Source organism: Novosphingobium terrae (assembly GCF_017163935.1).
GTDB lineage: Bacteria > Pseudomonadota > Alphaproteobacteria > Sphingomonadales > Sphingomonadaceae > Novosphingobium > Novosphingobium terrae.
The window spans coordinates 1,755,389-1,779,229 of record NZ_JABVZR010000002.1 but is presented as its reverse complement, the minus strand read 5'-3'; the positions used below and the strand labels follow the sequence as shown (position 1 = coordinate 1,779,229).

At 64.5% G+C, this 23,841-nt stretch carries 20 protein-coding genes; 13 read left to right on the top strand and 7 right to left on the bottom strand.

The genetic code is table 11. From position 1 onward, the window contains the following. The first annotated feature begins 36 nt into the window (after nt 1–36). The 3 genes from HGK27_RS25845 (at nt 37) to HGK27_RS25835 (ending at nt 2,667) form a co-directional block, all read left to right on the top strand. Nucleotides 37–1,104, top strand: coding sequence for a Leu/Phe/Val dehydrogenase (locus tag HGK27_RS25845; RefSeq protein ID WP_206243697.1), 1,068 nt, complete (start codon nt 37–39; stop codon nt 1,102–1,104). A gap of 7 nt (nt 1,105–1,111) precedes the next feature. Then, complete coding sequence (locus HGK27_RS25840) at nt 1,112–1,384, top strand: hypothetical protein (protein WP_206243696.1); 273 nt, start codon at nt 1,112–1,114, stop codon at nt 1,382–1,384. Nucleotides 1,385–1,572: 188 nt separating this feature from the next. Continuing rightward, nucleotides 1,573–2,667, top strand: a complete 1,095-nt coding sequence (locus HGK27_RS25835) for a fatty acid desaturase family protein (RefSeq protein WP_206243695.1) — start codon at nt 1,573–1,575, stop codon at nt 2,665–2,667. A gap of 52 nt (nt 2,668–2,719) precedes the next feature. On the opposite strand, the gene HGK27_RS25830 is transcribed toward HGK27_RS25835, so the two are convergent. From HGK27_RS25830 to HGK27_RS31330, 3 genes are all read right to left on the bottom strand, one after another. Then, nucleotides 2,720–4,189, bottom strand: a complete 1,470-nt coding sequence (locus tag HGK27_RS25830; protein ID WP_206243694.1) for a TonB family protein — start codon at nt 4,187–4,189, stop codon at nt 2,720–2,722. A gap of 230 nt (nt 4,190–4,419) precedes the next feature. After that, a complete protein-coding gene (locus HGK27_RS25825) occupies nt 4,420–6,789 on the bottom strand; it encodes a TonB-dependent receptor (RefSeq protein WP_206243693.1) in 2,370 nt (789 codons plus the stop codon). A gap of 499 nt (nt 6,790–7,288) precedes the next feature. After that, on the bottom strand, nt 7,289–7,417 hold the full coding sequence (locus HGK27_RS31330) for a hypothetical protein (RefSeq protein ID WP_274617184.1): 129 nt from the start codon (nt 7,415–7,417) through the stop codon (nt 7,289–7,291). 297 nt (nt 7,418–7,714) lie between these two features. On the opposite strand from HGK27_RS31330, the gene uidA reads away from it, so the two are divergent. After that, nucleotides 7,715–9,661 (top strand): beta-glucuronidase, encoded by a 1,947-nt coding sequence (gene uidA, locus HGK27_RS25820; protein ID WP_206243692.1) that lies wholly within the window; start codon nt 7,715–7,717, stop codon nt 9,659–9,661. Nucleotides 9,662–9,812: 151 nt separating this feature from the next. Here the strand turns inward: uidA and HGK27_RS25815 are convergent, their stop codons facing one another. Continuing rightward, nucleotides 9,813–10,646 carry an AraC family transcriptional regulator gene (locus HGK27_RS25815; protein ID WP_206243691.1) on the bottom strand — a complete coding sequence of 278 codons (834 nt, stop codon included), beginning with the start codon at nt 10,644–10,646 and terminating at the stop codon, nt 9,813–9,815. 123 nt (nt 10,647–10,769) lie between these two features. Between HGK27_RS25815 and HGK27_RS25810 the strand changes: the two genes are divergently transcribed. Together HGK27_RS25810 and HGK27_RS25805 are read left to right on the top strand one after the other, a co-directional pair. After that, on the top strand, nt 10,770–11,951 hold the full coding sequence (locus HGK27_RS25810; RefSeq protein ID WP_206243690.1) for an FAD-dependent oxidoreductase: 1,182 nt from the start codon (nt 10,770–10,772) through the stop codon (nt 11,949–11,951). Beyond that, nucleotides 11,941–12,345, top strand: a complete 405-nt coding sequence (locus HGK27_RS25805) for a hypothetical protein (protein ID WP_206243689.1) — start codon at nt 11,941–11,943, stop codon at nt 12,343–12,345. Before HGK27_RS25810 ends, HGK27_RS25805 begins: the two co-directional genes overlap by 11 nt. A 43-nt stretch (nt 12,346–12,388) precedes the next feature. On the opposite strand, the gene HGK27_RS25800 is transcribed toward HGK27_RS25805, so the two are convergent. Next, on the bottom strand, nt 12,389–13,132 hold the full coding sequence (locus HGK27_RS25800) for an SDR family NAD(P)-dependent oxidoreductase (RefSeq protein ID WP_206243688.1): 744 nt from the start codon (nt 13,130–13,132) through the stop codon (nt 12,389–12,391). A gap of 108 nt (nt 13,133–13,240) precedes the next feature. Here HGK27_RS25800 and HGK27_RS25795 point away from each other — a divergent pair, with 108 nt between their 5' ends. After that, entirely contained in the window at nt 13,241–14,194 is a 954-nt protein-coding gene (locus HGK27_RS25795) for a LysR family transcriptional regulator (protein ID WP_206243687.1), read from the top strand. A 48-nt stretch (nt 14,195–14,242) separates the two neighbouring features. Here the strand turns inward: HGK27_RS25795 and HGK27_RS25790 are convergent, their stop codons facing one another. Then, entirely contained in the window at nt 14,243–15,232 is a 990-nt protein-coding gene (locus tag HGK27_RS25790; protein WP_206243686.1) for a LacI family DNA-binding transcriptional regulator, read from the bottom strand. A gap of 127 nt (nt 15,233–15,359) precedes the next feature. Here HGK27_RS25790 and HGK27_RS25785 point away from each other — a divergent pair, with 127 nt between their 5' ends. From HGK27_RS25785 to HGK27_RS25765, 5 genes are all read left to right on the top strand, one after another. Beyond that, nucleotides 15,360–16,286, top strand: a complete 927-nt coding sequence (locus HGK27_RS25785) for a ribokinase (RefSeq protein ID WP_206243685.1) — start codon at nt 15,360–15,362, stop codon at nt 16,284–16,286. 64 nt (nt 16,287–16,350) lie between these two features. Further along, the gene (locus tag HGK27_RS25780) at nt 16,351–17,613 is read left to right on the top strand and encodes a NupC/NupG family nucleoside CNT transporter (protein WP_206243684.1); all 1,263 of its coding nucleotides are present in this window, start codon (nt 16,351–16,353) and stop codon (nt 17,611–17,613) included. Nucleotides 17,614–17,622: 9 nt separating this feature from the next. Next, the gene (locus HGK27_RS25775) at nt 17,623–18,276 is read left to right on the top strand and encodes a beta/alpha barrel domain-containing protein (protein WP_206243683.1); all 654 of its coding nucleotides are present in this window, start codon (nt 17,623–17,625) and stop codon (nt 18,274–18,276) included. Continuing rightward, a complete protein-coding gene (locus HGK27_RS25770) occupies nt 18,273–19,250 on the top strand; it encodes a nucleoside hydrolase (protein ID WP_241127473.1) in 978 nt (325 codons plus the stop codon). The genes HGK27_RS25775 and HGK27_RS25770 overlap by 4 nt, the downstream gene beginning before the upstream one ends. Then, entirely contained in the window at nt 19,247–20,386 is a 1,140-nt protein-coding gene (locus tag HGK27_RS25765; RefSeq protein ID WP_206243682.1) for an esterase-like activity of phytase family protein, read from the top strand. Before HGK27_RS25770 ends, HGK27_RS25765 begins: the two co-directional genes overlap by 4 nt. A 52-nt stretch (nt 20,387–20,438) precedes the next feature. Here the strand turns inward: HGK27_RS25765 and HGK27_RS25760 are convergent, their stop codons facing one another. Beyond that, nucleotides 20,439–22,799 carry a TonB-dependent receptor gene (locus HGK27_RS25760; protein WP_206243681.1) on the bottom strand — a complete coding sequence of 787 codons (2,361 nt, stop codon included), beginning with the start codon at nt 22,797–22,799 and terminating at the stop codon, nt 20,439–20,441. Nucleotides 22,800–22,971: 172 nt separating this feature from the next. Between HGK27_RS25760 and HGK27_RS25755 the strand changes: the two genes are divergently transcribed. Then, on the top strand, nt 22,972–23,826 hold the full coding sequence (locus HGK27_RS25755; protein WP_206243680.1) for a carbohydrate kinase family protein: 855 nt from the start codon (nt 22,972–22,974) through the stop codon (nt 23,824–23,826). Nucleotides 23,827–23,841 lie beyond the last annotated feature (15 nt).

The following is a 23,841-nucleotide window of genomic DNA, read 5'->3' as shown; positions in this document are numbered from 1 at the left end:
TCGTGATACCTATGCCTCCAGAAGGAGCATAGAACCATGGTGCAGTCCCCCAGCCACAACAATCCTGCCGATCATCTGCCCGAGCATCTCCAGATGATCGATGATCCCGCCAGCGGCGCGCTGGGGGTGATTGCGCTCCATTCGACGGCGCTTGGCCCGGCGGCGGGCGGTTGCCGCTTCTGGCATTACGCCTCCGATCAGGATGCGCTGAACGACGCCATCCGTCTGGCGCGCGGCATGAGCTACAAGAATGCGCTGGCCGGCCTGCCCTTCGGCGGCGGCAAGGCTGTCTTGCAGCGGCCTGCCGGTGCCTTCGACCGCAAGGCGCTGTTCACCGCCTTTGCCGAGGCGGTCGAGGCGCTGGGCGGCCAATATGTCACCGCCGAGGATGTGGGCACCAGCGTGGAGGATATGGAGGTGGTGGCCAGCCATACCCGCCATGTGGCCGGGCTGACCCGCCGCGCGGGCCGTGCGGGTGGCGATCCTTCGCCATGGACCGCGCTGGGCATCTTCAAATCCATGCAGGCCGCCGCCAGCCACGCGCTGGGCCGCGACCTCGATCAGCTGACCGTGGCGGTGCAGGGCACGGGCAATGTCGGCGCGCATCTGTGTTCGCTGCTGCATGAGGCCGGGGCACGCCTGATCGTGGCCGATATCGATCCGGCCCGCGCCCGCGCGGTGGCCGAGGCCCATGGCGCGCAGGTGGTCTCTGTCGATGAGATCGTCAGCGTCGGGGCCGATGTCTTTTCGCCCTGCGCGCTGGGCGCCGGGCTCAACGCGCAGACCATCCCTCTGCTCAAGGCCGCTCTGGTCTGCGGCGGCGCCAACAACCAGCTGGCGACCCCCGAGGATGGCGACGCCCTGTTCCAGCGCGGCATCGCCTATGCGCCCGATTATGTGGTCAATGCGGGCGGGATCATCAATGTCTCCGCCGAATATCTGGGCGAAACCGTCGAGCAGGTGCAGGCGCGCATCGACACCATCCCGGCCCGGGTCGAGCAGATCCTGCAGCAGGCCGCGCGTGACAAGCGCCCCAGCCACGCCATCGCCGACAGCATGGCACGCGAGGTGATCGCCGCGGCCCAGCAGCGCGTGCCGGCCTGATCATGGCATGATCACGCGCTTCCAGATCCGTGCGGAGGCCGAAGCGGCGTCACTGGTGCGCCTGCTGGACCCTTTCGCCCAGCGCGGCCTCGTACCGTCTGCCGTAAGCGCCACCTGTGTCGATGACGATCTTGAGGTCGTCATCGACATGCCCCTGCTCGATGAAGGCATCGCCGCGCAGATCTGCGCCCGCATGGGCAATATGATCGCGGTGCTCTCCGCATCCGCCAAAGCCCTGGGCGAGCAGCAGGCGGGACGGTCTGTGGCAAGCCTCGCCTAACGCATTCCAAGGGGCGAGGCCTCTGCCACCGATGCGCTGTTCGTCGCAGAAGGCCGGTGTGACGACCGGCGCGCGGTCGAAATCGCTTTGGCGCTCTGGAAGATCATGTATGTGGTCCCCACGAGACCGACCACCTACAAAGGCCGCCGCTGTGTCGGCGAGGAATGTTGCATAAGATGTCCCCATCCATGACGATCGCCCAAAGGACTGTCGAAGCCGCCCCCATCCCGGCGCCTGCTGCCCCCGGCCAGCAGAACCAGGAGGATGCGGCCCTGCTGACCACCGCCGCCCAGGTGGCGCGCCAGTTCACAGGCCCGAAGCCCGCGATCTACTGGACCGACCTGCTGCTCACGATCACCATCGGCTATGGCGCCCTGCTGGCGCTGCTCAACCGGCCTTTCGATCTGGCCGCGGCGGGATGCTTTGTCGTGGCGGTGCTCGCGCTCTACCGGGCCGAGAGCTTCATTCATGAGCTGACGCATATCCCGTTCCGCAAGATGCGCAGCTTTCATATCGGCTGGAACCTGCTGGTGGGGATTCCGCTGCTGACGCCCTCCTTCATGTATGAGGGCGTCCACAATCAGCATCATCTGCGTACCAGCTACGGCACGCCGCGCGATCCGGAATATCTGCCGCTGGCCGGCGCCGGATGGGGCAAGGTGGCGGGCTTCACCGGCCTTGCCGCCCTGGCGCCCATCGGTCTGTTCCTTCGTTTCGCGATTCTGGCGCCTGTCGGGCTTTTGAATCCGCAGTGGCGCCGTGCCATCGTGGCCCGCTTCTCTGCCCTTGCCATCAACCCGGATTATCGCCGCACCCAGCCCAAGCCGGAGGTCTATCACCGCTGGCTGCTGCTTGAAGCGGGCTGCACGATCTGGGCCCTCTGCGCCCTGGCGCTGGTGCTGACGCATCTTGTGTCGCTGCGCAGTGTGGCGCTGGTTTTCGCCGTGGTGATGGGCGTTGCGCTGATCAATCAGGTCAGGACGCTGGGCGCGCATGTCTGGAAGAATGAAACCGGCGAAGCCATGAGCCTGACCGCGCAATTCGCCGATTCCGTCAATGTCCCCCCGCCCGCGCTGCTGCCGATGCTCTGGGCGCCTGTGGGGCTGCGCTATCATGCGCTTCACCATCTTCTGCCGTCCCTGCCCTATCATGATCTGGGCAAGGCGCATCGCCTGCTGGCCGACCAGTTCGGCAAGGGCAAGACCTACCACGGCAGCAGCTATCCCAGCCTGCTGTCCACCGTGCGCAGCTGGGTGGGCAGCGGAACGGCCAGGACCCGCTAAGCCGCCCTGTCTTCCCGCCAACGGGGCGTCCTTGCGGAACGCCCACGCTGCCTCACGGGGCGGGCGGACGCATCGCGGGTGCGACGGCAACCTGCTTGTCCGGAGGCATCGTCCAATGGACCGAGCTGGTGTATGTGCCCACGGTCGGCTTGCCATCCGCATCCGTGGCGGGGGAAAATTGCCCATGCATCATCATAATCGCGCAGGTGCCGGCATTCAGCGAGGGCGATCCGCTCGATCGCGTGATGTTACAGCCGATCACCTGACCGTTGTGATCGATGGTCAGCCCGAAACCGACCACGCCTTGCTCCCCCATCCGCAAGGCGGCGCTGGGATATCTCTCTGACGTCAGCCAGCTGGCCGGATTCCCGATCGGCATGGCGCGCCGGTTTGGCAGCCCTGATGCCGGTGCCGAGGCTGGCGTGGGTGTTGGCGCAACCGCACCATCATGCCGCATGATTTGCACAACCGGCTCGCTTGCCATGTGCGGCGCGGCGGCAGGAGGCGGCACATTCCCGGGCGTGGTCGCCGCAGGGAGCGCCTGTATGAACACCTCATCCGTGGTGTAGGACACCCAGATCCGGCGGCGCCGCATGAAATCGAGGCCCAGGAGCATATCGACATCGTCCGACTTCATATCGTCAGCAACGATGACCCCGGCATCCCGAAAGATTTCCGGCCCGATGCGCAGGGTCTCGAAGTGATGGAGATGGCTTTTCATGACCTTGCCGCTCACGCCATATCGGGCGCCCGGCCTGTCGGCTTCGAGCGCTTCGGGTGTCACGCCGGCCGCCAGCGCCGCCTCGCGCGCCAACATGCTGGCATCGGAGCCCGTGTCGAGCAGCGCTTGGACAACATGGCCATTGAGAACAACCGGGATCACAAAGGCATTGCCACGGATGCGATGAGCCCGAAACGCCGTGATCCGGCCTTGCCACGGCACAAGCAGGCTCTTGCATCCCTGCGCTGACCACAGCGCCATGGTGCTGTTGGGAAAATTGAACTCCACATCATATCTGGACAGCAGGTTCGCCCCCATCAGGCCAACAGGCCCCGCCGCCGCATCCGTGGCAAGCATGGGCAGCCCGGGGGTTGAGACATCCTGGAAGTCGATGCCGCCCACCTTGAAGGAATGGACAATGGCTGGAAACTGCGCCGGGATCTTGCCGCCAGCGCCAGACAGGACCAGCGATGTGTCCACATCATGCGAGAGCCCCAGCGCCTCGATCGCGCTGAACAGCAGGCCTGAACTCATTGCACCGGTATCGACCATCACTTTGGCCGGCCTTCCATTGAGCAAGGCATTCACCACGTAATGGTTCTGCACAAATTCCATCGGCACCTCGACGATCTTGGTGAGGTGGCAATCGGGATCGGCGCGAAGATCAGCCCGGGCGCCCATGACAGGAAGCGCCGCCTGCGCTTCCACGGTGCCCGGCTGAAGCGCGAGCAGCAGAAGGGCGCAGACAAGGGCGCGGCCCTCTCGGGATGGCAAAGGAGATATCCGGTCCACGGTCAGCATTCGCCCTCCCTGGAGTATGCGGCCCAGATCGGTCAGGAGCCCTCTCGGGCGCGCCGATCGTCTGGCCGCCCACTGAGCGGTTCTTAAGCTTGGCGGGGCCGGTTCTAACGAATTGATATAGGTTTTTTACCCCATTCAAGCCGGGTAAAAACGCCTAGAATTGCAGCGGGGGCAAGATCAGGCGCCCCTTCCGCACTGTCACGCGCGGAAGGGGCGCAGCGGATCGCCGGTCAGAAGCCCATATCGAGGCGCACGCCGACATAGCGGAACGAATCCCGCGCCGGCTGCCAGTTGGTGCCCGAGGCCACCACTCCCGGCGCGCTGAAGCCCGAGGTCGTGTTGCCAAGGCCCACGGCATAATGCTTGTCGAACAGATTGTTGACGAAGACCGTCAGCTTATAGCGGCCACCACCGGCCGTCCCGCCGATCGAGGCATCGAAAACGCCATAGGGCTTCTCCACCGTCACCGGGTCCTGGTTCAGCGAGAAGTTGATCTGGCTCTGCCAGCGATAGGCGAAGGTGATGAAGCCACCCAGATCCGGCTTGCCCAGCGGGAAATCATACTCGCTGCCAAGGTTGAACTTGTATTTGGGCGCATTGTTCAGGCGCTTGCCATCAAGGTTCTGGATGTTGCTGGGGTTCACGCTCACGCGCGGATCGGGCACGCAACCCTGCGCCGCCGTTTGCCCGCCATAGCAGGGGCCATAGGGAAAATCGATGATCTTGGCGTCATCAAAGGCGCCCGAAGCATTGATCTTCAGGCGATTGGTGGGCCGCGCCATCAGATCGACCTCGACACCGCGCGTGCGCAGTTTTCCGATCGAATTGAGGAAGGTCAGATAAGTCCCATCCGGCAGGAAGGACTGCACAGACGTCTGGAAACCATGGTAATCGGTCCAGAACAGTGTGGTGTTGAACAGAAGGCGGTGATCGAAGAGACTGCTCTTGAAGCCGATTTCATAGTTCTTCGCCGTTTCGGGACGGACCGGGCCCGCTGCTGCCTCGGCGGCGTTGAAGGTGCTGACCAGATCATAGGCCTGCCCCTTGTAGCCGGTGGAGAAGGTGGCATAGAGCATATTGTCACGCGTCAGATGATATTGCGCGCCGACCTTTCCGGTGATCGCATCGTCCAGACTGCCGCCGCCAAGATGGAAGGGCACTGCGGCGGTGTAATTGTCAAAGGTGTAATCGACATGCTGACGGTTAAGGCGGAAACCGCCATTCAGCGTGATCTTGCGCGTCAGATCATAGGACAGATCGGTGTAGAACGAATAGTTCTCATTGTGGCTCGTCGCCAGATATCTGATGTATTGCAGCACCGGCCCACGATCGAGCAGGCGGTCGAGCGAATTGCGCGCATACCACAGGCCGAAAGTGTAACGCAGATGCTGCCCGGCAGGCGAGGTCAGGCGCAGTTCCTGCGTCACCGAGCGGGCATGGAAATGGCCCAGAATGCGCGCCCCGCCATTGATGCCCGAGGGCGCCGCGACCGGGAAATACAGCAGGAACGGCGCATCGGTGCCGTCGATATCCTGATAGTCATGCATCTGGTAACGGTCGAAGGAGCCGATGTAGGTCAGGCTGGCGCCCGGCAGCAATTGGCCATCGCCCAGCGTGTAGCTGGCGCGCAGCGTCGCGCCATAGGTGCTGGAATCGCCGCCCGAGCGGAAATCATTGCGCACCTTCGTATTGGCCGGATCATTGACCGGGATGCCCGCCAGCACGCTCGACGCCGGTAGCTGCGGAATACCCTGATAGAACAGGCCGGGTGAGAGCGAATTGATCGGGCTGACGCAGCAGGTCGCATCGGTCTGGTTGAAGCGCGGCTGGAAGGAGACGGTGATGCGCTCACTCGGGTCCCATTGCAGCTTGCCGGTCACCGTCAGGCCCTTGCTACCGTTCAGCCAGCTGCCATTGGTGATGTTGCGGACATTGCCCGCATAGGAATCGCGGGCCACGGTCAGCCGCATCTTGAGCGTATCGCTGATCGGGCCGGAGATCGTGCCGCCCAGCCGCCATTCGCGGTCATTGGTGACCAGCCCGGTGGCACGCCCGGTCCAGGTGCTGGTCGGCGCCTGGGTGGTGACATTGAGCACACCGGCGATGGCGCTTTTGCCGAACAGCGTGCTTTGTGGACCTTTCAGCGCCTCGATCCGCTCGACATCGATCAGATCCTTGAAGGCGGCGGCCTGAAAGCCGACCGGCACATCATCGATCACCACCGCGACATCCGATTCCACCGCAATGCCGTTCGACAGCGTGCCGATGCCGCGCATGTTGATGCTGAAATTGCCCGGCTGAGAGCCGTAATTGATGGTCAGGCCGGGCACCAGCTTGGTCAGGTCGGAGATGTCGCGGACATTCTGGCGCTCCAGCACATCCTTGGTCACGGCGGTCACCGAGATCGGCACATCCTGCAAACGTTCCGAGCGGCGGTTGGCGGTCACGACAATATCGGCCAGCCCCGGCGTTGCACTGTCGGTTGCTGGTGTCGGCGCGGGCGCAGCGGCCTGGTCGGCGGCCTGCGCCAGCCCCGGTGTGGCGGCCAGCAAAGCGGCGACACAACTTGCCGTGCACAGATGGATTCTGTCCTTAAACATCCCCGGTTCTCCCTGCCTTATGGCTTTTTCCGATTGCCTCAGCGGGCAATTTCAGAATCTGACATCGTTGTCAGGCAGGTCGTCTAGCAGGAAAGAATGTGTATGACAACTAGTTGTAGGATAACTTTGAAAAGCCTTGATTTGCGGATTTTATGGCATTGAACACTTTACCATAATACTTAAAAATCAATACTATAAATGAGAATGGTCGAAGATTGGAAGCATTGTAGGTCGCGGAGGCATCCGGACGATCCAACCCAGCTCGGCCCGCGCTTAGGCTTGAGAAGGCCGAATATCATTGATGGCTAAAAAGTGAAAAGCATGGAGCACATCGCCCAGCAGCGGGCCCCAATGGCAGTTTGGCGCGATAAGGCAGCATTCCAGACCTCACGAGCCGACTAGTTTGGAGGGAAAGCCAATCGCCCTTTCATCAACCGATCGGAATATTGTATGATAACTTTATCGAGATCTGCGTCAGCCAAACGATACGAACGCGCACTCACGCCTCATTCTTCGACGCAACCCTAGCCCCTTTTGCACCTGACGATGGCGAGCGGTACGCGGCAGAAAAGGCCGCCCGCTCGCCGATCAGGCTGCTTTCTGCGACATCATTGGCCAGCTTTTCCATGGGAAGGCACAATCCGGCAGGCCCGTCGCCGGACTCCATCCGCCGCGTAAATCAGCAGACAAATGCGCCACCCGGAACGGTCACTCTTTCCCCTCCCACAGCACCACTGGAGCCCGCAACAGCATAGTTGTCATACAATAAACCCGCTGCTAGCCTGTTGCCATCGCCACTCCGCCCCGGCAGCCTTGCGCAATCGGGACTGGCGCCCAGAGCAACAAACGGAACGGGCAACATCGGGCCTATTCGCCGCCCTGACCATGCCCGCGAAACAGACAACACACAAAGGGGTAGAGACAGATGGCCGACATGACACGCCACGGGCTGGATCTGACGCGCAGGCAGATGTTCGAGGTCGGCGCTGGCCTTGCCGTCAGCGCCTCGCTGGCCGATGTTGCGGTCGCCGCACCTGTGCCGGACGCCGCCGACACACCGGCCAACCCGCGCTTCACCCCGCTCTACCCCCATGAAAGCGCGACAAGAACCACCCGCGATCTGTCCGGCCTGTGGGATTTCCGCCTCGATCCCGACGATCAGGGAGAGGCGCAACGCTGGTTCGAAGGCTTCGATCAGGCGCGCCGCATTCCCGTCCCCTGCAGCTGGAACGACCTGTTCGACGATGCCCAGAATCATTTCGGCCCGGCATGGTATCAAACAGAATTTCACGCCGAAGCCCCGAGCCGGGACCGCCGCCTGATCCTGCGCTTCGGATCGGCGGTCTATCGCGCCAAAGTGTGGCTCAACGGCGACCTTTTGGGCGAGCATCTGGGCGGCCATCTGCCCTTTGCCTTCGATGCCAGCGATGTGGTGCGCGCAGACCGCCCCAACCGTCTGGTAGTGATGGTGGAAAACCGGCTGCGGATCGATCGCGTACCCGCCATCCCCGACACACAGGCCTTCCACCTCACTCAGGAGGATCTGCCCGAAACCTCCTATGACTTTTTCCCTTATTCAGGCCTGCACCGGCCAGTCTGGCTTTGCTCGGTCCCGGCGATCCATCTGCGCGATCTGACGGTGACCACGCGGCGCTCGGGCAGCGCCGCGCTGGTGGATGTGCGCGTGGCGGTGTCAGGCAGCTGGTCTGGCCCGGCGCGACTGCTGCTCACCGGCGGGCCGTCTCCCATCGAGGTGGCTGTGTCCATCAGCCATGGCTCGGGTCTGGCCACGATCCATGTCCCCTCGCCCCGTCTCTGGGGGCCGGGCGATCCCTTTCTTTACACGCTCACCCTGCGTCTGGGCGCGGGCGCACCGCTTGACGAATATGCCCTGCCGGTCGGCCTGCGCACGGTCGAGGTCAAGGGCGAGGCCCTGCTGCTCAATGGCGAACCGATCCATCTGCGCGGCTTCGGCAAGCATGAGGATTTTGCCCTGCATGGGCGCGGGCTCGATCTGGCGGCGCTGGTGCGCGATTTCGAGCTGCTCAAATGGATCGGGGCGAACAGCTTCCGCACCTCGCACTACCCCTATTCGGAAGAGGCGATGATGCTGGCGGACCGCTATGGCTTTCTGGTGATCGGGGAAACCCCGGCGGTCAGCATGACCTTTGCCGACGCCCCCGCCGCCATCGCCGCACGCCACCGGCAATTGACCGAGGATATCACCGATCTGGTCTCGCGCGACAAGAACCACGCCTGCGTCATCCTGTGGTCGATTGCCAATGAACCGCTGACCAAGCCGTTCCATTCTCAGGAAGCCGCGCCTGCCGATGCGGTGGCCAAGGGCACGGCCTTCTTTGCCGATATGTTCGCCCATCTGCGTTCTTTGGACAGCACGCGCCCGGTGGCGCTGGTCAGCGTTCAGGGCGGCCCGGTGGAATGGGTGTCGCAGGGCGATGTGATCTGCACCAACAGCTACAATGGCTGGTATGCCGGATCGGGCCGGATCGCCGATGCAGGCGTGACGCTGGAGCGTGACATCCGCAGTCTGCACGAAAAATGCGGCGCGAAACCGATCATCGTGACCGAATTCGGCGCCGATGCCATGGCGGGCATCCATGCCCAGCCACCCGAAATGTGGAGCGAGGATTTCCAGTCCGATCTCATCGCCACCTATCTCGACGTGCTGGCGGGGCTGCCTTTCGTCATCGGCACCCATCCCTGGGCCTTCGCCGATTTCAAGACATCGCAGAACATCATGCGCGTGGGATCGCTCAATCTGAAAGGCGTCTTCACGCGGGATCGCCGCCCCAAGGAGGCCGCAAAAATGCTGCGCACCCGATGGGCCCATGCCGCCCCAAAAAGCCTGTGACCGATCCTGTCCCGCGACAGGGTCCAGATGATGGGTCGGCAACTCGATGCCTATCGGGCCTATGTGGCGCAAGGCGGCGTGGTCTCGATGTTTTGATGGCCACAACCAATGATGTGGTGCGCCCGCAGCTGTTGACGGCGGGGCGCCCGATCTACAGCGGCGCGCCTTTCGGCAAGGCGCTGTCCTTGCCCCTGGCGAAATAGCGCGCAGGCGTCTCGCCAAAGGCGCGGCGGAACATGGCGATGAAATTGCTGGGCGCGGCATAGCCCAGCGCGTCGGCCACCACGGCCACGGCCTGCCCCTGCGCCAGCATCTCCAGCGCGCGGGTCAGGCTGGCCTGCTGGCGCCAGGCGCCGAAACTCATGCCGGTTTCCGCCAGCATCAAACGGCGCAGGCTGCGCGGGGACACCCCGCCCCATTTCGCCCACTCTTCAAGCCCGCGCGGATCATCGGGCGCATCGAACAGGGCGCGGGCGATGCGGGCAAGACGCGCGTCGCGGGGCATGGGCAGATGTAAAGGCTCCTGCGGGGCCTGCACCATCTCGTCGAGCAGCACCTGCATCAGCCGTTCCTGCGCCGGTTGCAGGCTGACCATCTCATCCCAGCAGACCGCGCGGCGCACCAAAGCGCGCATCACCTCGCTGATGCCGAACACCGCCGGGCGGTCCGGCAGGAGCCGCGCAGGCTCGGGCGCGACGATCACGCTCCAGCCGCTTTGCGCGCCGACCATATGCACCCAATGCGGCTCACCCGGCGGAATCCAGCCCGCGCGATGCGGCGGCAACAGCCATGACCCATGCGAGGTGCGGACATGCACCAGCCCGCTCTCCACGCAGAAGACCTGACCGCGCACATGACTGTGCCAGTCATATTGCACCGTGCCCATCCGGTAGTGGCTTTCGGGCGCGTCGCTGCCGGCGAAGGCGATCAGCGGGGCGCCATCGGCACGCTCGATAAATTCGGCGGCCAGATCCTCATCGCGCATATCGCGCTCCCTTCGCAGGCTGCATTTTGGCCATATCTCACTATTTTTGGGCCATATGCGATTATCAGGCTTTTGCGTCCTGATCTAGCCTGAGGCTCCCAGCGACAGAGCGGAGCATCCCCCATGGCATCATCGTCTCCTCATATCGCCATCATCGGCGCCGGGCCCGGCGGGCTCTGTCTGGCGCAGGGGCTGAAACGGCAGGGCATCTCCTTCGAGCTGTATGAACGCGACGAGAGCCTTGAGGGCGCAGGCCGCAACCATCGCATCCGCATCGATAGCATGGGCCGCCGCGCTTTGGCCCAATGCCTGCCGCCCGCGCTGTATGGCCTGCTGGAAGAGCGCTGCGCCCTGCCGACAGCGCCCTGCCGCCTGCTCGACACCCAGTTGCGCGCGGTGAGCGGGCGCCATGCCATCGCCGCCCATGCCCTCTGCGATGAAGAGGTTGCCGATCTGCGCGCGCATCGCCTCACCCTGCGGGCGGTGCTGGCCAGCGGCATCGGGGATCAGCTCCATATGGGCAAAAGCTGCCATCAGGCGCAGGAGCTGCCGGACGGCACAGTCAGCCTGCAGTTCAGCGACGGTTCGCAGAGTCTGGCCGATATCGTCGTGGCCGCGGATGGGGCCGGTTCGCTGCTCAGGCGCCAGCGCCTGCCCGCCGCCGAGCCGGTGGAAACCGGCGCGGTCTGCATCCATGGCCATGCCCCCTTTCAGCCCCATAGCGCCAGCGATGGCCCGCTGCTCACCGCGCCATCGCTGGTCGTGGTGGATGGCATGACCGCCAGCATCGATCCCATGCGTTTTCACGCGCCCGATGAGACAGATCGCCTGTCATGGTCAATCACCGGCCCAGTGGCTGCGATCTTCGGCGAGGCGGGCAATCTTTCCCGGCAGACGAGTGCCCGCGCTCAGGCCGCGATCATGGAACTGACGCGCGGCTGGGCCCCGGCGCTGCGCGCCCTGTTCCAACGCTCCGATCCGGGGGCGATCCATGTGTTGCCGGTGCGCAGCGCCATGCCGCTGGTGCCATGGGCGCCCTCGCGCATCACCCTGCTGGGCGATGCGATCCATCCCATGGACCCGGCGGGCGGCGTGGGCGCCAACAGCGCGCTGGACGATGCCGCGCGCCTTGCCGCCGCTTTGGGCAAAGCCGCCCGAGGGGCCATCAGTCTACCCGCCGCCATCGCCGAGTATGAGGCCGATATGCGCATCGCCGCCAATGATGAAATCCTCGCCTCACGCCGCGCGGTGGCGCAGTTGCTCAGCCGCTGCGCCGCGATCCGGGAGAACGCCCATGCAGCCTGATCACAGCTTCACCCTTCACGATCTCGCGCATTTCCCCATCGTGCTGTTCCGCAGCGAGGCCGCCACACCCGGCTATGCTGCCCTCTGGCAGCAGGAGATGGATGCACTGCTCGCTCAGGGGCGCCCCTTCGTGCTGCTCTTCCCCGACGGCCGGGCCGAGGAAGAGCATGAGGATCGCAAGCAGCGCGCCCTGTGGCTCAAGCAGAACCGCGAGGGGCTGGCGGCACTCTGCCTGTCGCTGATCACTGTCGAGCCCGATGCCGGGAAGCGCCTTGCCCTTGAGGCCCAAAGCGCCATGGCCGCCAGGGCTTTCGGCATCCCGATGGCGGTGAGCCCTTCACCGCAACAGGCCCACGCCATGGCGCAGGCGCTGATCGCGGCTTCAACGGCCTGAGAGGCGCCCAGGCATGAACCTGCCCCATCACGCGGGCATGGGATCAGCCCAGATGCCAGCCGCCATCGACATCAATCACCGAGCCGGTGACATAGCCATTGGCGATCACAAAGGCGATGGCATCGGCGCTTTCTTCCGGCAGTCCGGCCCGGCGCAGAGGCAATCTGGCGGTGAAGGAAGCGAAATGCGCCTCCCTTTCCGCTTCGGGCATGGTTTCCCAAAATTCGGTGCTGGTCAGCCCCGGCGCAATCAGATTGACCCGGCGTGGCGCCAGTTCCCGGGCCAGACTCCGGGTCACAGCCTCCAGCGCGCCATTCGTCGCCGCGATCCCGACGGAACCGGCCATCGCCGCGCGCGAGGCGGCGCCGCCAATAAAGGTCACCGTGCCTTGTGGCGCCAGATGAGGCAGCATCGCCTGAACCGCATTGAGATAGCCGACCACCTTCATGCCCAGAGCCCGTTCAAGCGCATCCGCCGTCAGGCTCTCGAAGGGGCCCCATGCCGCCTCCGAACTGCCGCACAGCACCAGATGGTCGATCGGGCCTGCCGTGGCTGCCAGAATGTGATGCGCGGCCTGATGGTCCTTCAGGTCCAGAATGAAACCGTCGAAGCTCCCTTCGGGATGGGCGCTGCGCAGGCGAAGCAGGGCCTGATCGATGCTGGCCTGACTGCGACCTGTCACGGTGACATGGTGGTGTTTACGGCCCAGCCTGCGGGCCAGCGCAAAGCCGATCCCCTGCGTTGCCCCAAGCAGCAGGCTGTGTTGACGGTGCGACGTGGATTGCATGCCAAAGTTCCTTTCCGAAGTGTCGGCACACCGAGTGACAGCTTTGCTTCGCAATGATAATTGATCGAATGGTTACGCCACTCCCAACTCAAGGTTTATAATCGAGCCATGGACTCCACCCAACGCGTGCGGGCGATGCTGTCCTTCATTCAGGCGGCGGACCGCGGGTCTTTTGCGGCGGCGGCGCGGCATCTCGGCGTCTCCGCGGCGGCGGTCGGCAAGAACATTGCCGGGCTGGAGGGGGCTCTGGGTGTCCGGCTGATCAACAGGACGACCCGCTCCCTGCAAATCACCGCCGAGGGACACATGTTTCTGCTCAAGGCGCGGGAGGCCATCGATGCGCTCGACGCCGCTGTCGAAACCGTGTCCACCCAACGCGTCGAACCGGTGGGCAAGGTCAGGATATCGTGCAGCAACGGCTTCGGCCGCCATTTCCTGCTGCCGCTTTTGCCCCGGCTGATGGCGCGCTTTCCCGCTCTGGTGCCGCAGATCGATCTCGATGACCATCAGGTCGATCTTGTGCGCGACGGCTATGATCTGGCCTTTCGCGGCGGGGTGATCCCGGATTCAGGGCTGGTGGCCAGAAAGATCCACACCATGCAGATGGTGCTGGTGGCGTCGCCCGACTATCTCGCCCGGCACGGCATTCCCCGACATGGGCCCGATCTGCAAAACCATCGATTGATCGCGGTGCGCTTTCTGGACGGACGCACCTCGGCCTGGAGCATCCGCACCGCCGATGGCGGCGTGGCGGAGCTTGTGCCCGATCCTGCCGCCCTGATCATCTCCGATCCGGAGGCGGCGATGCTGGCGGCGGTGGACGGGCTGGGCATTGCGCAGGTCGGCCTGCATTACGCCTGGCCCTTGATCCGCGCGGGGCGGCTGCGCATTCTGCTGCCCGAGCAGCGCCATGCCACGGCGCGGGAGATGGTGCTGCTTTACCCGCATCGCGCGCTGATCGCGGCACGGGTTCGCGCCACGATCGATTTCCTGATGGAGGAATTCGGCACAATCGAGGCCCTGCATGTCACCGACAGAGACCTGACCGCCTTTCTGGCCTGATGCCTGAAGGCAGATCCGGCGAGCCGTGCCGAAAAACCGCGCTGAAACTCAGTGAGGAACCCGCGCCGTGGACTGGCGCACCACCAGCCCAGGATCGAGGATCACCCTGCGGCTTCTCTCGCCATCGGCTTCCATGCGGCGGATCACGCCATCCACCGCCTCGATGGCCATATCCTCGATGGGGATCTCCACCGTGGTGAGCGGCGGCGTGCTGAGCTGCGCCCAGGGGATATCATCCATGCCCATCACCGAGACATCCTCGGGCACGCGCTTGCCGATGGCTTGCAGGTGGCGCATCACGCCGATGGCGATCATATCGCCGCCGGTGATGATCGCGGTGACGTTCTGGCCCTCCAACGCCTGCTGCACAGAAGGTTCCAGATCGCGCGAATAGCCGGTCTCGACATGGAAGATCACCTCGCCCGCGCCGGCGATACGGTCGCGCGCGCCTTTGCACCGGTCGGCCATGCTGCGGATGCTGCAAGGGCCCGAGACGATGCCGAAGCGGCGATGGCCCAGTTCCAGCAGATGCGCCGCCGCCAGTTCGCCCGCCGCCAGATCATCGGCACGGACGGTTTCGAAGCCGGGGATCACCCGGTCCAGCACCACCATCGGCACGGAGCCGGTGCCCTCGACGGCGGTGTTTTCATCGCGGATGGGGAACCAGATGATGCCGTCCACGCCATGGCTTTCCAGCGTCTGCATCGCCTTGCGTTCCAGATCCTGATCGTCCTCCACATCGATGACGACCACGGTGTAGCCATGCTGGCGCGCGCGCTGGATCACCGCCTGCACCAGATTGGGGAAGAAAGGATTGGCCAGATCGGGGATGACCAGACCCAACGTGCTGCTTTTGCCCGTCCGCACGCTTTTGGCGGCGATGTTCTGGCGATAGCCCAGCTCCTCAGCCACCTGCAGGATATGGGCGCGCATGGCATCGCCCAGCGTGCCCGTGCCATTGACCGCATAGGAGACGCTGGCCAGCGAGACGCCCGCCCTGGCCGCCACATCCTTCAGCGTGGCCCGTTTCTGGTTCATGCGAGTCCTTTCCGGCGCGGGCGACAGGTGCCTGCGAAAAGACTGTAGCGATTTTGGCGTGAAGAAGGCAAAAAATTTCATGAAATAATTCGGCGCGAGTCGGATGGGCTGGCAAGGGAGAGGCAGAATGGCATCCAAGGGGCGCGTGATCGTGCTGGGCAGCATCAACATCGACACCCAGTTGCAGCTGGGGCATTTCCCCCAGCCCGGCGAGACCATCCGGGGCCTGTCGATGCAGGTCGGCCTGGGCGGCAAGGGCGCCAATCAGGCGGTGGCGGCCTCACGCGCGGGGGCTCAAACAGCGCTGCATGGCGCGGTGGGGGCCGATGATGCCGTGCTTGGCCGACTGGCCGCGCTGGCACCCGATCTGGATCTGGCGGGTGTGGCGATCCATCCCGAAGCAACGACAGGCAACGCCTGCGTCATGCTGGATGCTTTCGGGGAGAACGCCATCATCGTCATCGGCGGCGCCAATGAGACGGTGTCTTCGCCGCAGGGGTTGGTGCTGGCTTCCAACGATATCTGCCTCGCTCAGCTGGAAGTTCCCGCCGAAGCCATCGCCGGATTTTTCCAGCAGGCACGGGCCTTTGGCGCGCAAACCGTGCTGAACACCGCCCCCGCTCTGCCCGAGGGGCGCGACCTTTTCGCTCTGAGCGACGTGCTTGTCATGAACGAGACCGAACTGGCCTTCTATGCGGGCGCCATGCCCGAGCTTTCCGAACCAGCCCTTCGCGCCGCCGCCCGATCGCTGCTGACCGCCCCGGATCAGACCATCATTGTCACGCTGGGCGCTGCCGGTGCGCTGTCTGTCACCGCCGATCATCATGCCATGGTGCCGGGCCGCAAGGCGTCCCATGTCCGTGACACCACCGGCGCCGGAGACTGCTTCTGCGGCACACTCTGCGCCGCCCTTGCCGCAGGGCAGCCGATGGCCGACGCCATGACGCAAGCCAACACCGCCGCATCGCTTCAGGTCACCAGACAAGGCGCCGCCGAAGCCATGCCATGGGCAGCAGAGATCGCCACCGCCATGCTCACCGACGGCAGTGCTTGACAATATGAAACGTTTCACTCAAGAATGAGCACGATCGCACACCACCAGCACGGGAGAGCCGCTGATGCCGTCTGAAATCGCGCGCGCCCTGCTTGGCATGGTGGGTTTCGCCGGCGTGGCATGGCTGCTTTCGGACCAGCGCCGGGGCTTCCCATGGCGCGGCCTTGTGACCGCTCTGGCTTATCAGCTTGGCTTTGCCCTGCTGCTCACCCGCGTTCCCGTCATCACCAGCCTGCTGGGCGGCTTGGCCCATGGTGTCGATGCCGTGCAGTCCTCGGCCACCGATGGCGCGCGTTTCGTCTTCGGCTATCTGGGCGGCGGGCCGGAACCCTATCTGCGCGCGCCGGGTGCCACCTCCACCTTTATCTTCGCTTTTCAGGCCCTGCCCGCAATTCTGCTGGTCAGCGCTCTGGCCGCGCTGCTGTGGCATTGGCGGCTGCTGCAGATTCTGGTGCGCGGTTTTGCCTGGATCTTCGGGCGGCTGTTTGGCGTCAGCGGGCCGGTGGGGGTCTCCACATCGGCCTGCATCTTTCTGGGCATGGTCGAGGCACCCTTGCTGGTGCGCCCGCTGCTGCCCCGCCTGTCACGCGGGGAGCTGTTTATCATCATGGTCGACGGCATGTCGGTGATCGCGGGGTCGATGATGATCCTGCTGGGCTCGGTGCTGGCGCCCCACATCCCCCATGCCTTCGAGCATCTGCTGACCGCCTCGCTGGTCAGCACGCCGATGGCGATTGCGCTGGCCCGCGCGATCATCCCGCCCGACAGCGATGCGGAGAAGGTGCCGCTCGATCTCTCCAGCCCCTATCGCTCCAGCCTCGATGCGCTGACCACCGGCACGATCAAGGCGATCCAGATGGGCGCCAACATCGTGGCGCTGCTGATCGTGTTTGTCGGCACGGTGGCGCTGGTGAACCGGGGGCTGGCGCTGGTGAGCATCCATGGCCAGCCGCTCTCGCTGGGGCTGATCTTCGGGCAGGCCTTTGCGCCAGCGGCTTGGGCCATGGGCGCGCCGATGCAGGATCTGACCACCATCGGGCAACTGCTGGGCGCCAAGGTGACGATGAATGAGGTCGTCGCCTATGGCCAGCTCGCCGCTTTGCCTGCTGGCACGCTGACCCCCAAGGGGACGCTGATGGTCACCTACGCGCTGTGCAGCTTCGGCAATATGGGCAGCGTGGCGATTTTGATCGGCATGCTTTCCGCCATCGTGCCCGAAAAATCGGCGCAGATCGTGGCGCTGGGGCCGCGCGCTCTGGCCGCCGCGTTCCTCACCAGCTGCATGACCGCCACCGTGATCGGCCTTCTTTTCACCCTTCTGCCATAGGCTTTCTCCATGACGCATACGCCTCCGCTTTTCGTCGCCTTTACCGGGGCGGACGATCCCTCGCTTCTGCCCGGCATGATGGCGCTGTCGGCGCGCTATCCCATCGAATGGGGCATGCTGCTGGATGAGGCGCAGGAGGGCAGAGCGCTGTTCCCCGATGCGGCTGCACGCCGTGAGATGCTGGCCGCGCCGGGGCTGCGCTGGGCCGCGCATGTCTGCGGCGATCAGGCCCGGCGGATCGCCGATGCGCCCGAGACCGCCACCATCGACCTGCAAGGCTTCACCCGCGTGCAGGTCAACCATGGTTTCGCCGGATCGAGCCCGCAGCAGATCGCCAACACCATCGCTTTCGGGCGCCGAAAAGGCCTGCGTGCCATGCTGCAATCGCTGGGCGACTTCCCTGCGGAACCAAGGCTGGACTGGCTGTTCGACGTCTCCTTCGGGCGCGGCAACCGGCCCACGCAATGGCCCGCGCTGGATCTGACCGGCCCCTTCTGCGGCTATTCCGGCGGCATCAATTCCGACAATGTGGCCGCCACGCTGGAGGCCATCGCAGCACCGCCCGACGCTGCTTACTGGATCGATATGGAATCAGGCGTGCGCAGCGAAGGCAGCTTCGATCTGGCCAAATGCGAAGCCGTGTGCCGGAGCGTCTACCCATGAGCATCCCGCAGCACCGCATCATCCTCGACACCGATCCGGGCATCGACGATGCCATGGCCCTGCTGTTCCTGCGCCACCGCGCAGATGTGCGGATCGAGGCGATCACCACCGTCTTCGGCAATGGCGGCGTGGCTCTCACCACCCGCAACGCCCATCTGCTGGCGCAACGCTTCGGGATCGAGGCCCCGATCCATCCCGGCGCCGATATGCCGATCGGGATGGAGCGCAGGCAGCTTGCCACCCATGTCCATGGCGCGGACGGGCTGGGCGATGCCGGTCTGGCCGATGGCTTCGACAGCCCGCCCGAAGCGGAAAGCGCTGCCGAGGCCATTGTGCGTCTGGTGCACGCCCATCCCGGCGAGATCAGCCTGCTGGCCATCGCCCCGCTGACCAATCTGGCGCTGGCTTTGCAGCTCGATCCGGGCATTGCGCCGCTGGTGAAACAGGTGGTGGTGATGGGCGGGGCCTTCGGCTTTGCCGGGCGGCGCGGCAATGTCTCGCCCGTGGCCGAGGCCAACATCGCCAATGATCCCCATGCCGCCGATCTGGTGCTGGGCGCGCCATGGCCGGTGACGATGGTCGGGCTGGATGTGACCTCCTCCTGCATTCTCTCGCAGGATGAGGCGCGGCTGATCGCCGAGCAGGGCGGCGCGGATGGGCAGTTTCTCTGGGACATCTCCCGCAACTATGAGGCGCTCTATCGCGAGCATGACGGGATCGACGGCTGCTGCATCCATGATGTGGCGGCGGCGGCCTGTCTGGTGCGGCCCGATCTGTTCGAGACGGTCTCTGGCCCGATCCGCGTGGCGACGGAAAGCGTGGCCATCGGCGCGACGATGCAAAAGCCCGATCATCAGACCTTTCCGCCGGGCGCATGGGACGGTCGGCCCTCGCACAAAGCCTGCCGCACGGTGGATGCGCAGGCGCTGATCGCGCTCTATCGCGACACGCTGATCGGGGCGGCCACACGGTGAGGAAGCGGATCGCCGGGGCGCTGCTGCTTGGACTTGGCGCAGCACCCCTGCAGGCTGCCGATCCCGGCCAACCTTACGCGTTGATCGGCATGGCGGTGCTCCCACCGGACGCGCACATCGATGGCCTGCAAATCGGCGGCCTGTCAGGCGTGGATTACGATCCCCTATCGCACGACTGGTTCCTGATCTCCGACGACCGCTCCGAACATGGCCCGGCGCGGCTGTGGCGGGCGCGGATCGCCTATGACCATGGGCAGCCGCCCCGCATCGACGGCTTGCACCCGGTGTTCCTGCATCGCGAGGATGGTTCCCTCTTCCCCGCACCCGGCACAGGCAGCGAGGCTTCGGATGCCGAAAGCATCCGCGTGGCGCCCGACGGCAAGAGCCTGGTCTGGTCCAGCGAGGGCGATGCGAAGGATGCTTTCGGGCCTTCGGTAAGGCGCGCGCGTCTGGATGGGTCTCCGCTGGGCAAGCTGCCCCTGCCCGCGAACCTTGCCTATGATCCGCTGCGGCAGACAGGGCCGCGCCCCAATCTCTCTTTCGAAGGTCTGGGCTTTGCCGCGAAGGGCCGCCAGCTTTGGCTTTCGATGGAGGCGCCGCTCCAGCAGGACGGGCCTCTGGCCAGCGCCGCGCAGGGGACCATGGTGCGCTTTACCCGGCTCAGCTGGCCATCGGGGCGGTTGCTGCGCCAACTGGCCTATCCCGTCGATCCCATCGGCCCCTTCCCCGCAGGCAAGCTGGCCGACAATGGCGTCAGCGAAATCCTTCCGCTCGATGCGCGCCATTTGCTGGTGCTGGAACGCTCTGGCGTGGAAATTGGAAAGATGGATTTCCGCTATCGCAGCCGGGTCTATTGCGCCGCCTCCGATGGGGCCAGCGACGTGGCGCGGATCACCTCTTTGCGTGATGGCGGCTTCAAACCGATGCGCAAGAGGCTTGCCATCGATCTCTCCGCTTTGCCGATCCCGGCTGTCGATAATGTCGAGGGCATGGCGCTGGGGCCGGCCTTGTCCAATGGCCATGCCAGTCTGGTTTTCGTGACCGACAACAACTTTGCCGCCAACCATCCCACGCAGGTGATCGCTTTGGAGATCATGGCAAAGCCCAAAGCCGTCGCCAAAGCCCTCTGCAGGTAAACGCCGGCGGAAGCGGCGGCGGGCAAAACCGCCGCCTCCCCCGGGAACCTGCTCAGAATTTGGCCTGAAACGATGCCGTGAAGGTACGCGGCGCCCCCACGAAATACCGCCCCAGCGAGCGCCCCGGCAGGCCGGTTTCCGTCGCCGTCGCCGTCGCGCTGCTGACCGAACCCAGATAGCTGGTGTTCAGCAGATTATCGACATTGAGCTGCACCGAGGCGTTCTTCAGCGGCCCATGTTTGGCCAGACTGTAGCGCGCCGAAAGGCCAACCAGCGTGTAGCCGGGAATGCGCTCGATCGCGACTTCCTGATAGGTGTTGGGTGCAATGATATCCCCGCCCACCCGGCTGCTGATATGGTTGACATTGGCCTGAAGGCGCAGCGGTTCGATGGGTTTCAGCGTCACCTCGGCATAGAGGCTGTTGCGCGGGATATCGCGCACATCGCTGCCCGCAATGATGCCCACCGAGTCCAGATTCTTGCGGTCCAGCGTGCCCACGGCGGCGTTGTCATAATGCGCGCGCTGATACGAATAGGAGGCATAGAGATCGACCCATTTGTAGGTCGCCAGCCCGCTGAATTCCACGCCATTGGTCGACTGGCCAAGGATCGAGGCGGCGCGCGTCGCCACATTGCCGCGCTGGATGTCGATGGGGTCGGTGACGGTGGGATCGTTGGGCACGATGCCCACGCCATTCTTCAGATGCACATGGTAACCCTGCACCGAGAAGGCGTAATGGCTGCGCGTATAGCGGATGCCGCCATCATAGTTGATCGACTGCAGGGGCTTCAAATCCCCCGGCTGGATCACCGCCGTCGAGCCGAGGAAAGCGTCCTCCGATATCCCTGAGAAGTTCTGCGCATAGCCGCCGAAGATCTCCCAATGGTCCGCCGGTTTCAGGCTGAGCGCGATCTTAGGCTGCACCGGAGAGGTCTGCACAAAGTCCAGCTTCGCCGAATATTCCAGCGGCGAGCGCGCCTTGTAGCGGATATGATACCAGGTGATCCCGGCATCCAGCCGCAGCACATCGGGGATGATCTGGAAGGAATCCTGCGCGTAAAGCTCCAGCGTGGAGATCGAGGTCCAGCGGTTGTAGGCGACGTAAGAGGGCGTGCCACCCTTCCACGCCAGCGTCGTGGTGCTGGGGATGATCTGATAGTAATCGCGCTCCTCGGTGGAGGTGCCGCCATCGTACCAGGCACCGAAACGCAGCGTGTTGCGCGGGATCAGATCGCTGACCTTCAGCTCGCCGGTGGCGCCGTAACGCTCACGCTTGCGCGGCGTGACGCGCATATCGGCGGGGCCGCCATAGACATTGGGGTTCGATGTGGTGACCAGCGCGGGACGGATCGCGCCGCCCGTGGCGTTGTAGCCCGTCACCGCATAGGGATCGCTGCCCGTCAGCTGGCGATGCGCGTTCTGATAGCTGAGCGAATAGCCGTCCAAAGTCTGGTAATAGGGGTTGGCCGTCAGCGTCACATGGTCGCCCAGCACCGCCTTGCCGTTGATATAGGCGAGGAAATCGCGCCGTTCACCGCCAAAGGTGCCGCCGTAGTACAGATCCTTGTTGGGAATGCCCGTCAGCACATCGTTGAGGCCATCGCTCTTGGGATTGGCGAGGAATTGCGGCAGGGTGACGATGTTGAAATCATTGTCAAACTGGCTGTTGTAAGACACGCGCGCCTTCAGGAAGGAGCCATTGTCGAACAGCTTCACCGCCTTGAACTCGCCATGATCACGGTAGGAGCGGCGGGCGTTCGGCCCGGCCCAATTGTCGTTATACTGGTGCGAGAAGCTGCCATACATGGCGATGTTGCCGGGCAGCGTGCCGGTGTCCACGCGCAGATATTCGCGGTGATAATTGTAGCTGCCCACGCCGCCCTCACCCGTCACGGTGAAGGTTTTTGCCGGATCGTCCGAGCGGAAATCGATAAAGCCGCCCAGCGCGAAGCGTGAGGGCGCGCCGACATCGCCCGCGCTCTGCGAAACGACAATCGTGCCGATGTTGCTGGATTCGATGAAGCGCTGCGGCGGCGAACCGCCGTTGAAACGCGCGTCGCCCGTGGGGATGCCATCCAGCGTAAAGCCGATCTGCTCCTTGTTGAGGCCGCGCATAAAGATTTCAAAGGAGAAGGAGCCACCGCGTGCGTCACCCGTGGAGACCTTCACGCCCGGCACCTTTTCAAGGCTCTGCGTGATATCGGCGCCCAGCGGGCGGTCATCGATATCAGCGCGGTCCAGCTGGAAGGTGGCGCGCGCCTTGCCCGCACCCAGCTTTTGCGCGGTGACGATGATGTCGCTGCGCGGCGCGTCCGTGGGCGCATCCTCCGCCTGAGCGGCCTGCGCGCCCGCCAGAACCAGTGCCACGCCAGAGGCCGTCTGCAGCCATCGTTTATCCAGTCGAGAAATCATCACACCCCTTTCCGCGAGCCGCTGCGACTCGCCGCTGATGCTCGTCTAACGCCCAATTAAGACAATCATGTAACGTTTCACTTGTTTTTCATATCGACTGGCCGTAGCTGTCGCAACACGTTTTTGCGGGCGCTACGTCAGGCGCCCCATGGGCCGAAAGGGAAGCCGCACCATGTCGCTCAGCACCTCCATTGCCCTCATCGGCTATGCGACACTGGATTTTATCGCCCGGGCCGATGGCGCGCTGCAGCCCGAAGGCACCAATGCCATCCGGATCGCCGATCAAGGCTGGCCACGCATCGGGGGAGCGCCCGTCTATGCCGGAGAGGCCCTGCTGCACGCCGGCCATGATGCCACGCTGATCGCCAACATCGGCGCCGATGCGCCCGGCGCCACCATGATCGACCATCTGCGCCAGCGTGGCTTTGCCACCGATGCCCTTGTGCAAAGCGCCGCCTGCCGCACGCCGGTCTGCGTGCTGATCCACCGCCCGGACGGCCATTATTGCTGCTTTCTGGATCGGGGCGATGCCGTTGCCACCGGCCTGTCCGCCTCGCAGAAAGCCGCCATTCAACGCGCTGACTGGATCGTCGTCTCCGCCGGGCAAAGCAGCATGGCCGAGGAAGCGCTCTCCCTGATGCGCGCCGGGCAGAAGCTGGCGTGGATCGTCAAGGCCGATGCCACCAGCTTTCCCGGCGCCCTGCGCGACACGCTAAGGCAAAGGGCGGCGATCATCTTCCTCAACCGCCATGAGCGCGATTTTCTCGGGTCGAACACCGATGGGTTCCCGGCGCATCAACTGGTGTTCGAAACCGATGGCGAGCGCGGTGTCCATATCCACCATCGCGGGCGCAGCGTCACACTTTCCACCGCCATGCTGGACACGATGGACACCACCGGCGCGGGCGATACCTTCGCCGGCGCGACGCTGGCCGCGCTCATCGCGGATGGCGAGGCCGTGGCGGAGGCGGCATATGCCGGATTGGCCGCCGCAACCAAACTCCTTGCCCAGCGGCAACCACGCTGAGCAAGGGGGGACCGG

Bases quoted from the DNA above. Each gene is read 5' to 3' on its own strand.
- HGK27_RS25760 (WP_206243681.1), bottom strand. From the start codon at position 22,799: ATGATTTCTCGACTGGATAAACGATGGCTGCAGACGGCCTCTGGCGTG.
- HGK27_RS25770 (WP_241127473.1), top strand. From the start codon at position 18,273: ATGAGCATCCCGCAGCACCGCATCATCCTCGACACCGATCCGGGCATC.
- HGK27_RS31330 (WP_274617184.1), bottom strand. From the start codon at position 7,417: ATGGAAAAGCTGGCCAATGATGTCGCAGAAAGCAGCCTGATCGGCGAG.
- HGK27_RS25785 (WP_206243685.1), top strand. From the start codon at position 15,360: ATGGCATCCAAGGGGCGCGTGATCGTGCTGGGCAGCATCAACATCGAC.
- HGK27_RS25845 (WP_206243697.1), top strand. From the start codon at position 37: ATGGTGCAGTCCCCCAGCCACAACAATCCTGCCGATCATCTGCCCGAG.
- HGK27_RS25780 (WP_206243684.1), top strand. From the start codon at position 16,351: ATGCCGTCTGAAATCGCGCGCGCCCTGCTTGGCATGGTGGGTTTCGCC.
- HGK27_RS25830 (WP_206243694.1), bottom strand. From the start codon at position 4,189: ATGCTGACCGTGGACCGGATATCTCCTTTGCCATCCCGAGAGGGCCGC.
- HGK27_RS25795 (WP_206243687.1), top strand. From the start codon at position 13,241: ATGGACTCCACCCAACGCGTGCGGGCGATGCTGTCCTTCATTCAGGCG.
- uidA (WP_206243692.1), top strand. From the start codon at position 7,715: ATGGCCGACATGACACGCCACGGGCTGGATCTGACGCGCAGGCAGATG.
- HGK27_RS25815 (WP_206243691.1), bottom strand. From the start codon at position 10,646: ATGCGCGATGAGGATCTGGCCGCCGAATTTATCGAGCGTGCCGATGGC.
- HGK27_RS25840 (WP_206243696.1), top strand. From the start codon at position 1,112: ATGATCACGCGCTTCCAGATCCGTGCGGAGGCCGAAGCGGCGTCACTG.
- HGK27_RS25755 (WP_206243680.1), top strand. From the start codon at position 22,972: ATGTCGCTCAGCACCTCCATTGCCCTCATCGGCTATGCGACACTGGAT.
- HGK27_RS25805 (WP_206243689.1), top strand. From the start codon at position 11,941: ATGCAGCCTGATCACAGCTTCACCCTTCACGATCTCGCGCATTTCCCC.
- HGK27_RS25835 (WP_206243695.1), top strand. From the start codon at position 1,573: ATGACGATCGCCCAAAGGACTGTCGAAGCCGCCCCCATCCCGGCGCCT.
- HGK27_RS25800 (WP_206243688.1), bottom strand. From the start codon at position 13,132: ATGCAATCCACGTCGCACCGTCAACACAGCCTGCTGCTTGGGGCAACG.
- HGK27_RS25790 (WP_206243686.1), bottom strand. From the start codon at position 15,232: ATGAACCAGAAACGGGCCACGCTGAAGGATGTGGCGGCCAGGGCGGGC.
- HGK27_RS25810 (WP_206243690.1), top strand. From the start codon at position 10,770: ATGGCATCATCGTCTCCTCATATCGCCATCATCGGCGCCGGGCCCGGC.
- HGK27_RS25775 (WP_206243683.1), top strand. From the start codon at position 17,623: ATGACGCATACGCCTCCGCTTTTCGTCGCCTTTACCGGGGCGGACGAT.
- HGK27_RS25825 (WP_206243693.1), bottom strand. From the start codon at position 6,789: ATGTTTAAGGACAGAATCCATCTGTGCACGGCAAGTTGTGTCGCCGCT.